Origin of the sequence: Polaromonas sp., from assembly GCF_039932935.1 — a bacterium.
Taxonomy (GTDB): domain Bacteria; phylum Pseudomonadota; class Gammaproteobacteria; order Burkholderiales; family Burkholderiaceae_C; genus Polaromonas.
This window is the reverse complement of sequence record NZ_JBDTPB010000076.1, coordinates 22,349-34,193: the sequence shown is the minus strand read 5'-3', so window position 1 is coordinate 34,193 and position 11,845 is coordinate 22,349. Positions and strand designations below refer to the sequence as shown.

The window sequence follows — 11,845 nt, the reverse complement described above, 5'->3', positions numbered from 1 at the left end:
CCCAGCAGGGTTCCGCCTCGTTGTGTGTTCATACCTTGCCCACGTTCATTGCCTTGTCCTGAAAATCGCATGCTTTTCACCGGTGTTACATCTTGCGCGGAGCGCTCACGCCCAGCACAGCGAGGCCATTGTGCAACACCTGTGCGGTCGCGGCGACCAGCGCCAGGCGCGCCTTTTTGACGGCCTCGTCATCCACCAGGATGCGCTCGGCATCGTAATAGCTGTGATAGCTTGCCGCCAGCTCGCGCAGGTAAAAAGCCACGTCGTGTGGTGCAAATCCGTCAGCCGCGTTGGTGAGCATGTCGGGGTACTTGGCCAGCAGCAGCATCAATGACTGCGCCTGCGGGCTGTCCAGCGCCGAGAGGTCGACCGACTTGAGGATGGTCTCGTCTCCGCCCTGGCCGGCCCAGATGTTGAGGATGGAGCAAATGCGTGCGTGCGCCATCTGCACGTAATACACAGGATTCTCGTTACTCTGCGCCAGCGCGAGATCAATATCGAACAGGAACTCAGTGTCGGGCTTGCGGCTGAGCAAAAAGAAACGCACCGCGTCGGCGCTGGTCCACTCGATCAAATCGCGCAAGGTGACGTAGCTGCCGGCGCGCTTGGAGATCTTGACCTCTTCGCCGTTGCGCACGACACGCACCATGGTGTGCAGCACGTAGTCGGGGTAGCCCTGGGGGACGCCTTCGCTGGCCGCCTGCAGACCGGCGCGCACGCGGGCGATGGTGCCGTGGTGGTCCATGCCCTGAATATTGATGGCCTTGCCGAAGCCGCGCTCCCATTTGGCCAGGTGGTAGGCCACATCAGGCACAAAGTAGGTGTAGCTGCCGTCGCTTTTCTTCATCACGCGGTCTTTGTCGTCGCCGTAATCGGTCGACTTGAGCCACAGCGCGCCGTCCTGTTCATAGGTCTTGCCCGCGTCTTTGAGCCTGGCCACCGTGGCATCCACACGGCCCGAGCTGTACAGGCTGGACTCGAGGTAGTAGTTGTTGAACTTGACGGAGAAGGCTTTCAGGTCCAGGTCCTGCTCGTGGCGCAGATAGGCCACGGCGAACTGGCGGATCGAGTCGATGTCTTCGACGTCGCCCGAGGCGGTGTATTCGCGGTCATCCGACTTGACGGTCTTTTTGGCCAGGAAGTCGGCCGCGATGTCGGCAATGTAGTCGCCGTTGTAGGCCGACTCGGGCCAGCCGGCGTCACCGGGCTTGACGCCCTTGGCGCGCGCCTGCGTGCTGGTGGCCAGGGTCTGAATCTGCACGCCCGCATCGTTGTAATAAAACTCGCGCCACACCTGCGCGCCCTGTGCGGCGAACAGGTTGCAGATGGCGTCGCCCAACGCCGCTTGCCGCCCGTGGCCCACATGCAGCGGACCGGTCGGGTTGGCCGACACGAACTCGACGATCATCTTGCGCGAAGGATCGGCAGGCTGCGTGCCGTACTGCGCGCCCGCGCTAAGAACCTCGCGCACGGTTTCCTGTTTGGCGGCCGGTTTCAGGCGGATGTTGATAAAGCCCGGCCCGGCAATCTCGACGGCGTCCACCCAGCGCTCAAAGGCCGGGGCCTTGAGCAGGATGGCGCGCAGGTTTTCGGCCAGCTGGCGAGGGTTGAGCTTGAGCGGTTTGGCCAGCTGCATGGCAGCGGTGCAGGCGAAGTCGCCGTGGGCTGCCACCTTGGGAGATTCAAACGCGGCCTTGTCGCCCGCGCCCGGGGAAAGTTCTTCCAGGCTCGCGGCCAAGGCTGCGAGCAGGTCTTTTTTAATCGAGAGCATCGCTTGATTTTACGGTTAAGCCACTTGCCGTCCGCTGCCGGCAAGCGCCCGGTCATCGAATTTGCCCGGCGCGGCGTTATGTGTTGGAATTCCACCCGGAACTCAAACCTGTTTCCCAAACCAATGGAGCCCCCATGAAAAAGCTGTTATCCCTGATCGCCGCCGTTTTTGCCGTCTCGATGGCCTTGTCGCCGGTGGCTCACGCCGCAGACGCTCCCGCCAAAACCGCGCAGCAAACCAAAATGGGTACCTGCAACAAGGACGCTGAAGGCAAAAAAGGCGATGAACGCAAGGCTTTCATGAAAGAGTGCCTGAGCGCCAAGAAGGAAGCCCCGACGCAGCAAACCAAGATGAAGACCTGCAACGTCGATGCCAAGGGCAAAAAAGGCGACGAACGCAAAGCCTTCATGAAGGAATGCCTGAGCAAATAAGCCAGTCGCTCCTGACCAACCGGCCCGCCATCCATACGGCGGGCTTTTTTTCGCGCCCACGACCCCTCATTTGCTATTAAATTCATAGCTGCTTGCGCTCGTCCAACAGGCGCCGGAGGCACTTTTCGCTGATAAACGGAGAGATCACAACTGCAGGAGCTGCGCGTGCGCCGCCAGTTTGACCGCCTGCGTCAATCGCTGCGCCGCGACAGACTCGCGCGCCCAATGCTGCCAGTACAGGCGCACGTCGACGGGGCAGCCGGGCAAGACTTCCTGCAGCGGCAGCTCGCGGGTGCGCGCGGCCAGCAACAGGTCGGGCACCATGCCCCACCCCATGCCGAGTTCCAGCGCCAGTTCGAAGGCGTCCACCGCCGGAACAAAGTGACGCGGATACAGTGCGTCGCGCAAGCCGAAATGCTGCGCCAGAAAAGTGTCCTGCAGCGCGTCCTTGCGATTGAAGATGACAGCCGGGCTGCCCAGCAGACAATGGGCCAGGCGCTGCGAACCTGCCCTTTTGCTCACAGGAGACTCGCTCCACTGCACCACCAGTGCCGGCGCGGCCATGCAGCGATAACGCATCACGCCCAGCGGCTCAGCCACGCAACCCCGCATGGCCTGCGCCAGGGTTGTGACACAACCCGTCACGTCGCCACTTTTCAGGGCCTCATGGGTGTGGTCCTGGTCGTCCACCACCACATCCAGCAGCAAGCCATGGGCCTGCAGCGCCGGTGCCACGCCCGGCAAAAACCAGGTGCTCAGCGAGTCGGCGTTCACCGCCACGCTGAGGCTTTGCAGACGCGCAGGCTTGGTTCCGCCTTGCAGCCCGGCCATCAGGTCGGCTTCCATAAGACGAACCTGCCGCGTATGCCCCAGCAGGGCCTGCCCGGCCTGCGTGGCACGCACCTGTTTGCCGCGCACCAGGAGCCGTTGGCCCAAGGCGTTTTCGAGTGACTTGATGCGCAATGACACGGCGGCCAGCGTGAGGCTCAGGGCTTTGGCGGCTGCGCTAAAGCTGCCATGTTCGATCACGGCAGCCAAGGCTTCGAGTTGGCGAGCGTCGAGCATGTTTAATTATTTATTGATGAATATCAAATTTAATTAATTTGATTTAACCATTATGGGCTTTCCATCACACTGAGACAAAAGCGAAGCGACACACCGCCGCGTTGCGCTCTCTCCACGTTCTCTCCATTGACCAACTTCACCGCGATGACCTCTCTGACGCCCCCCGCTTTCGCCACCGGCATGGTGCTAAGCCTGTCCCTGATCATGGCCATTGGCCCGCAGAACGCCCACGTGATAAGGATGGGCCTGTTGCGCCAGCACCTTTGGCTGACGGTCGCCGTCTGCGTGGCGACTGACGTGGTGCTGATTGCTGCCGGCGTTGCAGGCCTGGCGCGATTGGGAGGCCTGTCTGACAAGCTTCTGGGCGCAATGACCGGCGCGGGGGCTTTGGTATTGATGGTGTACGGGGGCCAGGCGATGCGGCGGTTTTGGCACCCCGCAGTTGCGGCGGTTCCGAATGCCGAAGGCGCGGGCACCCAGACCATGCCGCGTCGCAAGGCCATTGGTCTGGCACTGGCATTGTCATGGCTCAATCCGCATGCCTGGCTGGATACCGCCGTGGTCATCGGCACCGCATCACTAGCCTACGCCCGGCCGGACAATGCGGTCTTCGGCCTGGGGGCCATCACGGGTTCATTGCTGTGGTTTACCGGCCTGGGCGTGGCACTGTGGTGCGTGGGGCGCAGGCTCGACACACCAGCCATATGGCGCGCAATGGACCTGATGGTGGCGCTGATGATGTGGGGCACGGCCTTCTGGCTCGTGCGGGGCCTCTTTTCAAGCTAAGGCCAGCGGCAAAGCAGGCCTGCGCCTAGCCAAAACCGCGCGCCAGAAAAACAGCGGCCAGCGGAATAAACGGCAGGATGTGCGCCTGCACCATCACGAGGCGCCGCGCTTTTTTGACTTCCAGCGCATCAGGCAAGGCACCACTGGCACGCAACTCCCGACGCCAGCGCAAAAACATCATGGTCGGCTTGATGGAAATCAGGCCTATCGCCAGGAACATCACCAGCTTGAGGTACAGCAAAGGGTTATGGGCGTACCAGGCCGCGCCCTTGGTGCCAAGAAACACGCGCGCCAGACCGGTCACAAACACCGCGCCGGCCGCGATGCCGTAAACCATGTCGATCTTGCCCAGCCGCTCGACTGCCGCGGCATTCAGCCACTCCACACGGCACAGTGCGGCCTCGCTGCCGAGGAAGACCACCATGGTCAAAATCGCCAGCAAATGGGCATAGGCCAAAAGAGATTCGAGAACCATTGTCGGGATCCTTTCCAGTCAGTGTTTCGCCAGGGTAGTGGCGGGTGATGAGCGCCAAAACTCGGGTTGGCTGTAATGATGCTTCAAAAAATCCAGCCACAGGCGAACCCGCAGCGGCAAATGTTTGCGCTGCGGAAACACAGCGTAAATGCCGTTGGGCGGCGCGGCAAAATCCTCCAGCACCGCCACCAGCTGGCCTGCCGCAATTTCGGCCTCGACTTCCCAGGTGCTGCGCCAGGCAATGCCGTATCCCCCCAGACACCAGTCGTGCAAGACCTGGCCGTCGGAACAGTCAAGCGGCCCGCCCGGCTTCAGGTGAGTTACCTCGTCTTTGACCCGAAAGGCCCAGCCCCGGGTTTGCGAGGCGTCGCTGGACAACGTCAGGCAATCAAATTTGGCCAGTTCGCCCGGATGCTTGGGCGTGCCGTGTTGCGCCAGGTAGGCTGGCGTGGCCACGCACAGGCGGCGGTTGTCGGCCATGCGCACGCTCACCAGCGAGGAGTCGGGCATGTCGCCGACGCGCACCGCGCAATCGAACCCTTCGCCGGCCACGTCCACCACCCGGTCGCTCAGGTTCAGCGAAATCGTGACATCGGCATGCGCCTGGCGAAAGCGGGTTACGAGGGGCGCCACATGGCGGCGGCCAAACCCGGCCGGTGCCGTGATGCGCAGGTGTCCACTGGCCTTGACGCCGCCCGCCGAGACACTGGCTTCGGCATTGGCCACATCGATCAGCAGACGCTGGCAGTCTTCAAGGAAAGCACTGCCCTCATGCGTCAGCGTGATGCGCCGCGTGGTGCGCACCAGAAGCTTGACACCCAGACGACTTTCCAGCGCATCAAGCCGCCGCCCCATGATGGCCGGCGGCCACGCCTTCTGCGTTCGCAGCAGCAGTCAGGCTGCCACGCGTGGCGACCGACACAAAGGATTCGAGTTGCTTGAGTTTGTCCATGCCGAATTATGTCCATGAACAGTGGTAATCAGGCGATTTTTGCACCGATTCCAACAACCCGCCCGCTCCGCCATCCGGGAGCTTGTGGCTCTTTTTTTCTTTCTTCTTCTAGTAGCTCAGGCGTGCTACGGAACGCAAGGTGTCGGGCGTCGTGGTCGGCAGGCCAAAGAATTCAAGGTAGGCCGGGATCTGCTCGAACAGCATGTCCGAGCCCACTTGCACGGTACAGCCGCGTGCCTTGGCCGCCGCCAGAAACGCGGTCATTTCCGACTTCATGACCACCTCCCCCACAAAACTGGAGGCGGCGATGCGCGACACATCCATGGGTAGCGGGTCGCCCGGATTCATGCCCATGGGCGTGGCGTTGACGACGAGGTCGTAGCCTGCCGGGTCGCTGGAGCCGGTGGAGAGTTCCAGTGCCGTGTAATGCTGACGCAACCGCCCGGCCAGCGCCTGCGCCGAGGCCGCATTGACGTCGCACAGGCCCAGCGCGCGCGCGCCGGCCCTGGCCAGCGATGCGGCAATGGCCGAGCCCACGCCGCCGCTGCCAACCACCAGGGCGCGTTTGCCGCGCGGGTCAAAGCCCTTGCGCTGCACGCCGCGCACGAAGCCTTCCCCGTCGAACATGTCGCCCACAAGCTTGCCGTTCGCATCACGTTTGACGGCATTGCAGGAGCCGGCGACGCGCACCGTGGGGGTGGCTTCGTCTAGCAAATCGACAGTCGTGACCTTGTGCGGCATGGTGATCAGTGCGCCGCAGAAATTTTCCAGGCAGGACACCGACCGCAGAAAGGCCGGATAGTCTTCGGCCTTGCACCCCATGGGCACGACCACCGCGTTCACTCCCGCCTGTTCAAAGTAGGGGTTGTAAATCATCGGCGCCCGGAACGAATGCGTGGGAAAGCCGATGTGGGCAATGAGTTCGGTATGGCCGTTTATCAGCATGGCTGGCTTTACCTTCCTGCGGCATTTGCTGCAGTGACTGCTGCGCGCAAGGCCAGAAGATAGCTGTCTGCGCCAAAGCCGCAGATCTGCCCCTTGACGATTTCGGCGAACACCGACACGTGGCGGAAAGGCTCGCGGGCGTGGATGTTGGACATGTGCAGCTCGATCACGGGGCAGGTCAGGATGGCGAGGGCATCGCGGATACCGTAGCTGTAGTGGGTCCAGGCGCCGGCGTTGATCAGCACGGCGTCGACCTTGTCGGTAAATGCCTGGTGGATCCGTTCGCACATATCGCACTCGCTGTTGGTCTGGAAATGCTCCACGTCGATACCGAGCTCACGGCCCAGGGCCTGCAGGCTGGCGTTGATCTCGTCGAGCGTGATGGTGCCGTATTGCGCCGGGTCGCGCTTGCCGAACATGTTGTGGTTGATGCCGTGAAGCATGAGCACTTTCATCGTGTTTTCTTTCTGGTGTAACGGTAGTTGGGATTCAATGGCTGGAATGCTCAAGTCACGGGCAGCTGGACCACCTGGCCGGTTTGGGCGGCCTGGGAGATGGCCTCGGTGACACGCAGATTCAGCAGGCCGTCGCGAGCGCTGACCAGGGGTAGCGCCTCGCCCCGGATGACGGCGCCGAAGTGCTCGAGCTGATGCTTGAGCGGATCGTCGCGCACCATATCTGCCACGCTCTCGTCGAATGGTTTCCACCAGGAGCGGTCCTCCGGTGTGGGGTAGGTTTTCAGTCGCATGGTCGGAACCGACAGGCTGCCGTTGGTGCCCGAAATCACGTAGCAATCTTCATCGCCATAGCTTGCATAGGCCTTGTTTTCCTGGGAGGTTTGCTCCCAGCTGCGCGCGCAGGCCGCGGTATCCGACAGCATGAAGCTGCCCAGGGCGCCGCTGGCAAAACGCAGGTTGATGGCCACGGTGTCTTCCACCGCAAAACCGCGCGTGGCTTGGGAGGCAAAGGCCTGCACCGCCACGATGTCGCCGCACAGCATGCGCAGGTTGTGCACCTCATGGATCATGTTGAGCAAGATGGGGCCGCCGCCGATCTCGCGGCGCCAGGGGGCGTCGTTGTAGTAGCTGTCGGGTTTGAAGAAAGTGGCACTGCCCACCACGGCAACCAGCTTGCCGAGCTTGCCCGAATCCACGATTTCTTTCGCCCTGGCCATGATGGGGCTGTGCGCGCGATGGTGGCCTATTAGCACCTTGGCGCCGGCTTCAGCGACCGCCTTGACCAACTGTTCACCTTCGGCCAGCGTGGACGCAATGGGCTTTTCCAGCAGGATGGGCACGCCGGCCTTGATGCATTGCAGGGCCTGCGGCACGTGCAGCTGGTTCGGCGTCGCAAGGATCACGCCGTCGGGGCGGTCCTTGCTGAGCAGTTCATCCAGCGATGGGTACAGCGGAACACCCGCCTTGGCGGCGATAGCCTTTGCCGCCGGCGCAGGATCGACAATGGCCGAAAGGATGCACGTAGGGCTCTCTCGAGCCACATCCATGTGGGCGAGACCGATGTAGCCGGCCCCTGCGACAGCGATGCGGATTTTGCTCATGAAGGAAGATACCCGGAACCGGAATGAAAGAACAGCCGGCCCGGCGCCCGGTGCGCCGGGCCGGCCGGGGCGTGAAATCCTATTTACGCAGTTTGGCGAGCTCTGCCTGCAGCGCGCCGACCACATCGGCACCCACGATGGCTGAGTGCTTCTCGATCACGGGCTTCATCTTCTCGCGGAATTTGGCCATCTCTGCGGGACTGAACTCGCTGACCTGCATGCCGTTCTTCTTCAGGTTTTCGAGCGCTGTACCGGACTGTTCACGCGAGGCCTTGCGCTGGTAGACGGCAGCTTCGGCGGCCGCATCCGAGAAGATTTTTTTCTCATCATTGCTCAGGCTGTCCCAAAGCTTTTTACCGACGATGACGGTTTGCGGGTTGTACTGGTGGTTGGTCACTGCCAGGTACTTTTGTACTTCGTAGAATTTGTTTGCGTTAATGACCGTGAACGGATTTTCATGGCCGTCAATGGCCTTCTGCTCCATCGCGGCATAGACCTCGGGGAAGGCCATAGGCGTCGGGTTGGCGCCCAGTGCGGTTACCCAGTCGATGTTGATGGCATTGGGAATCACGCGCAGCTTCAGGCCGGCAATGTCGTCCACCTTGGTGATGGGGCGCTTGCTGTTGGTGATGTTGCGAAAGCCGAGTTCCCAGTAGGCCAGCCCGTGGATGTTTTTGGCGTCGAGCCTGGAGAGCATCATCTTCCCGAAGGGCCCGTCCACCACGGCATCGGCTTCCTGCGAGCTTGCAAACATGAACGGAAAATCGAAGACGGCAAATTCTTTGGCCTGGCTGGCCAGGATGCCGGAATTCATCACCACCATTTCCAGCGTGCCGCCTTGCAGCGCGGAGATGTTCGGCGCATCACCGCCCAGCACGCCACCGGGGAAGAGATTGACCTTGATCTTGCCGCCCGATTTCGCTGCCACGGTTTCAGCGAATTTTTTCATGCCCAGCACAATCGGGTGGCCGTCCGGGTTTTGCGTAGCAAACTTGACGGTGCGTTCCTTGATGTCCTGGGCTGAGGCCATGCCGAAGGCCGCCAGGGCGACGGTGGCGAGAACGGATTTGATAAAGAGGCGTTTCATGGTTGTCTCCGGTTTTTTGAGGGGATGAGGTGTCACGGTACGCTTTGACGTGGCTGCCGGCCGTGGCGTACCCAGCACGCCCGGCAGCGCGGAATGTTGTCAGCCGCCGTAGAACCAGCGCGCCGGGATGATGACGATTTGTGGAAAAGCCACCATCAGGAACATGATGGCGAACTGGGCCCACATGAAGGGCAGCACGCCCTTGGTGACTTCGTCCATGCTCACCTTGCCCACGCCGGCCACCGTGTTCAGCACGGTGCCCACGGGCGGTGTGATCAGGCCGATGGCGTTGTTGATGATGAACAGGACACCAAAGTACACCGGGTCGATGCCCGCAGCCTTGACGACGGGCATGAGCACCGGCGTCAGCAGCAAAATAGTCGGCGTCATGTCCAGCGCCGTGCCGACCACCATCACCAGCACCATGATGGCCAGCATCAGCAACCTCGGGCTGTCCAGCAGCGGCTGTAGCAGGGCAACCACCTGGCCCGGGATTTGCGCCACCGTGATCAGCCAGGCCGACACCATGGCCGCCGCCACCAGGAACATCACAATCGCGCTGGTCTTCGCCGCCCCGACGAACAGCGGGTAGAGCGTTTTGAGCGTGAGTTCCTTGTAGACGAGGACCGAGACCAGCATCGCATACACGGCTGCCACCACGGCGGCTTCGGTCGGCGTGAAGATGCCGAACTTCAGGCCGAATACCACGATCAGCGGCAACACCAGCGCCCAGGTCGACTCCCTCAGTGCAACCAGGACCTCTGCGCGGCTCTTGCGCGGCGGGGCTTTCACCACTTCCTTGCGCACCAGCCACCACCACGTCAGCCACAGTGACAACCCCAACAGAACGCCCGGAAAGATACCGGCCAGGAACAGTTTGGAAATTGACACATTGGCGGCCACACCAAAGATGACAAATGCAATCGACGGGGGAATGACCGGCGCGATGATGCCCGCTGAGGCGATCAGCCCGGCAGAGCGCGCCTTGTCATGGCCGGCTGCCACCATCATGGGCAGCAGCAGCGAGGCCAGCGCCGCCGCATCGGCCACGGCAGAGCCCGAGAGCGCCGCCATGATGACCGCGGCCACAATCGTGACGTAACCCAGGCCGCCCTTGATGTGGCCGACCAGGGCCATGGCCAGGTTGACGATGCGGCGCGAAAGGCCGCCTGCGTTCATGACCTCTCCTGCGAGCATGAAAAAGGGCACCGCCAGCAGCGGAAAACTGTCGGCGCCATTGATGATGTTCTGCGCCAGGATTTGCGCATCGAACATGTCGAGGTGCCACATCAATGCCGCGCCGCACAGCAGCAGGGAGAAAGCGATCGGGATGCCGAGGGCCATGGCGGCCAGCAGCGATCCGAGGAATACAGCGATGGTCATGCCGGACCTCCTTCATGCGGTTGGTCTTCAGACTCCCTGATCATCATCAGCTCTGCGTCCCCGGTCTTGCCACTGAGCAGCCGGACCAGGTCTCGCAGCAGCAACAGGCCGCCAAGCACGGCGAACACCATGCCCGAGCCGTAGAACCAGCTCATGGACGCTTGCATCACGGCACTGGTGGTGGTCCAGTTGATCTTGACCTGCTCCCACGCACCGCGGAACATCAACCAGCAGGCAAAAAGCATGAGCAGGTAGCCGATACCGAGGCAGACCTTCTTGCCCCTGGGGCCCAGGCGCCCCACCAGCATGTCGGTGCCCAGATGCCCGCGCTCGTTGATCGCCACCACGGCACCGAGAAAGGTCAGCCAGACGAACAGCCAGCGAGACAGCTCCTCTGACAGATTGATGCCCGAGTTGAAGCCATAGCGCAACACCACGTTGCCGAACACCAGCACCACCATCAGTGCCAGGAACAGCGCAATCACGCCGTCCAGCACCCGGCAAAACCGGTCTATCCACTTGTCCATGTTGTCTCCTTTTATGCGTGGCTGCGCGTGCAGCCGTCCAGCGCTGAGCCTGTTGAGGATTGCTTCACCCCATAATGTACGAACTAGTTAGTTTTAAACGAATCGGTAAAAACCCGATAACCGGGCCGGGAGCCGGCAGGCGGACCCGTACTATTTGCGCACGAAGCGTACGATCATTTCGATGATGCTGTCGCGCCGCGCCGTCATGGCGCGCCCCGACTGTGTGTCGCTCTTGAAGATCAGCCCGAAGGTGTGCTGGTTCGACACGTTGAAAAAAGTCAGCGCGGAAATCGACGCATGGATGTCGATCGGGTCCAGGCCCGTGCGAAATATGCCCGCCGCCACGCCGCGCTCGTAAAGCTTGCGGATGGCATCGATGGCCGGCACATTGAGCTGCTGGATGATTTTGCTTTGCGCCAGGTAGGTGCCGCGCTCCATGTTTTCGGACATCACCAGCCGGATATAGCCCGGGTTGCTGTGGTGATGGTCGAAGGTAAAGCCCACCAGGCGGCGCAGCGCATCTTCCGGCAGCAGGTCTTCCAGGTGCAGTTCCGCCTCGATGCTGCGCATGCGCCGGTACGACTCCTCCAGCACGGCGAGGTACAGCCCCTCCTTGCTGCCGAAGTAGTAATAGATCATGCGCTTGCTGGTCCGGGTGGCCGCCGCGATCTCGTCGATGCGCGCGCCGCTCAGGCCCTTCTCGGCGAATTCGGCCGTTGCCACTTCGAGAATGCCGGCCATTGTGCGTGCCGGATCGTTGGTGCGCGTGGTTGTCTGCACAACCGGAGTTTTGCTTTTGCGCACACGCGCCTTGGCCGGGGCTTCCTGCGAATGTACTGTTTCGTCCATTCGCGCAGTATAGGGG

The 11,845-nt window shown here is 61.9% G+C and carries 12 protein-coding genes and 1 pseudogene; 2 read left to right on the top strand and 11 right to left on the bottom strand.

Annotated elements, in window-relative coordinates; all coding sequences use genetic code 11:
* Nucleotides 1–85: 85 nt before the first annotated feature.
* Complete coding sequence (gene argS, locus ABI546_RS14080; RefSeq protein ID WP_348047293.1) at nucleotides 86–1,771, bottom strand: arginine--tRNA ligase; 1,686 nt, start codon at nucleotides 1,769–1,771, stop codon at nucleotides 86–88.
* A 134-nt stretch (nucleotides 1,772–1,905) separates the two neighbouring features.
* On the opposite strand from argS, the gene ABI546_RS14075 reads away from it, so the two are divergent.
* The gene (locus ABI546_RS14075; protein WP_348047291.1) at nucleotides 1,906–2,202 is read left to right on the top strand and encodes a PsiF family protein; all 297 of its coding nucleotides are present in this window, start codon (nucleotides 1,906–1,908) and stop codon (nucleotides 2,200–2,202) included.
* A 144-nt stretch (nucleotides 2,203–2,346) separates the two neighbouring features.
* Here ABI546_RS14075 and ABI546_RS14070 read toward each other — a convergent pair whose 3' ends face one another.
* Complete coding sequence (locus ABI546_RS14070; RefSeq protein ID WP_348047289.1) at nucleotides 2,347–3,267, bottom strand: HTH-type transcriptional regulator ArgP; 921 nt, start codon at nucleotides 3,265–3,267, stop codon at nucleotides 2,347–2,349.
* Nucleotides 3,268–3,411: 144 nt separating this feature from the next.
* On the opposite strand from ABI546_RS14070, the gene ABI546_RS14065 reads away from it, so the two are divergent.
* The gene (locus tag ABI546_RS14065; protein WP_348047287.1) at nucleotides 3,412–4,053 is read left to right on the top strand and encodes a LysE family transporter; all 642 of its coding nucleotides are present in this window, start codon (nucleotides 3,412–3,414) and stop codon (nucleotides 4,051–4,053) included.
* Between the two features lie 25 nt (nucleotides 4,054–4,078).
* Here ABI546_RS14065 and ABI546_RS14060 read toward each other — a convergent pair whose 3' ends face one another.
* The 9 genes and pseudogenes from ABI546_RS14060 to ABI546_RS14020 all read right to left on the bottom strand — a co-directional run bounded on the left by ABI546_RS14060 (nucleotide 4,079) and on the right by ABI546_RS14020 (nucleotide 11,829).
* Complete coding sequence (locus ABI546_RS14060) at nucleotides 4,079–4,528, bottom strand: DUF2214 family protein (RefSeq protein ID WP_348047285.1); 450 nt, start codon at nucleotides 4,526–4,528, stop codon at nucleotides 4,079–4,081.
* A gap of 18 nt (nucleotides 4,529–4,546) precedes the next feature.
* Nucleotides 4,547–5,480, bottom strand: a pseudogene (locus tag ABI546_RS14055) (LysR family transcriptional regulator).
* Between the two features lie 108 nt (nucleotides 5,481–5,588).
* A complete protein-coding gene (locus ABI546_RS14050; protein ID WP_348047301.1) occupies nucleotides 5,589–6,422 on the bottom strand; it encodes a shikimate dehydrogenase in 834 nt (277 codons plus the stop codon).
* 11 nt (nucleotides 6,423–6,433) lie between these two features.
* Nucleotides 6,434–6,880, bottom strand: a complete 447-nt coding sequence (gene aroQ, locus ABI546_RS14045; RefSeq protein ID WP_348047283.1) for a type II 3-dehydroquinate dehydratase — start codon at nucleotides 6,878–6,880, stop codon at nucleotides 6,434–6,436.
* A gap of 50 nt (nucleotides 6,881–6,930) precedes the next feature.
* A complete protein-coding gene (locus ABI546_RS14040) occupies nucleotides 6,931–7,983 on the bottom strand; it encodes a Gfo/Idh/MocA family oxidoreductase (protein ID WP_348047281.1) in 1,053 nt (350 codons plus the stop codon).
* A gap of 79 nt (nucleotides 7,984–8,062) precedes the next feature.
* The gene (locus ABI546_RS14035) at nucleotides 8,063–9,070 is read right to left on the bottom strand and encodes a TRAP transporter substrate-binding protein (RefSeq protein ID WP_348047279.1); all 1,008 of its coding nucleotides are present in this window, start codon (nucleotides 9,068–9,070) and stop codon (nucleotides 8,063–8,065) included.
* Nucleotides 9,071–9,169: 99 nt separating this feature from the next.
* On the bottom strand, nucleotides 9,170–10,453 hold the full coding sequence (locus ABI546_RS14030) for a TRAP transporter large permease subunit (protein ID WP_348047277.1): 1,284 nt from the start codon (nucleotides 10,451–10,453) through the stop codon (nucleotides 9,170–9,172).
* A complete protein-coding gene (locus ABI546_RS14025; RefSeq protein WP_348047275.1) occupies nucleotides 10,450–10,980 on the bottom strand; it encodes a TRAP transporter small permease in 531 nt (176 codons plus the stop codon). The genes ABI546_RS14030 and ABI546_RS14025 overlap by 4 nt, the downstream gene beginning before the upstream one ends.
* Before the next feature lie 150 nt (nucleotides 10,981–11,130).
* Complete coding sequence (locus tag ABI546_RS14020; RefSeq protein WP_348047273.1) at nucleotides 11,131–11,829, bottom strand: TetR/AcrR family transcriptional regulator; 699 nt, start codon at nucleotides 11,827–11,829, stop codon at nucleotides 11,131–11,133.
* Between the last annotated feature and the right edge of the window lie 16 nt (nucleotides 11,830–11,845).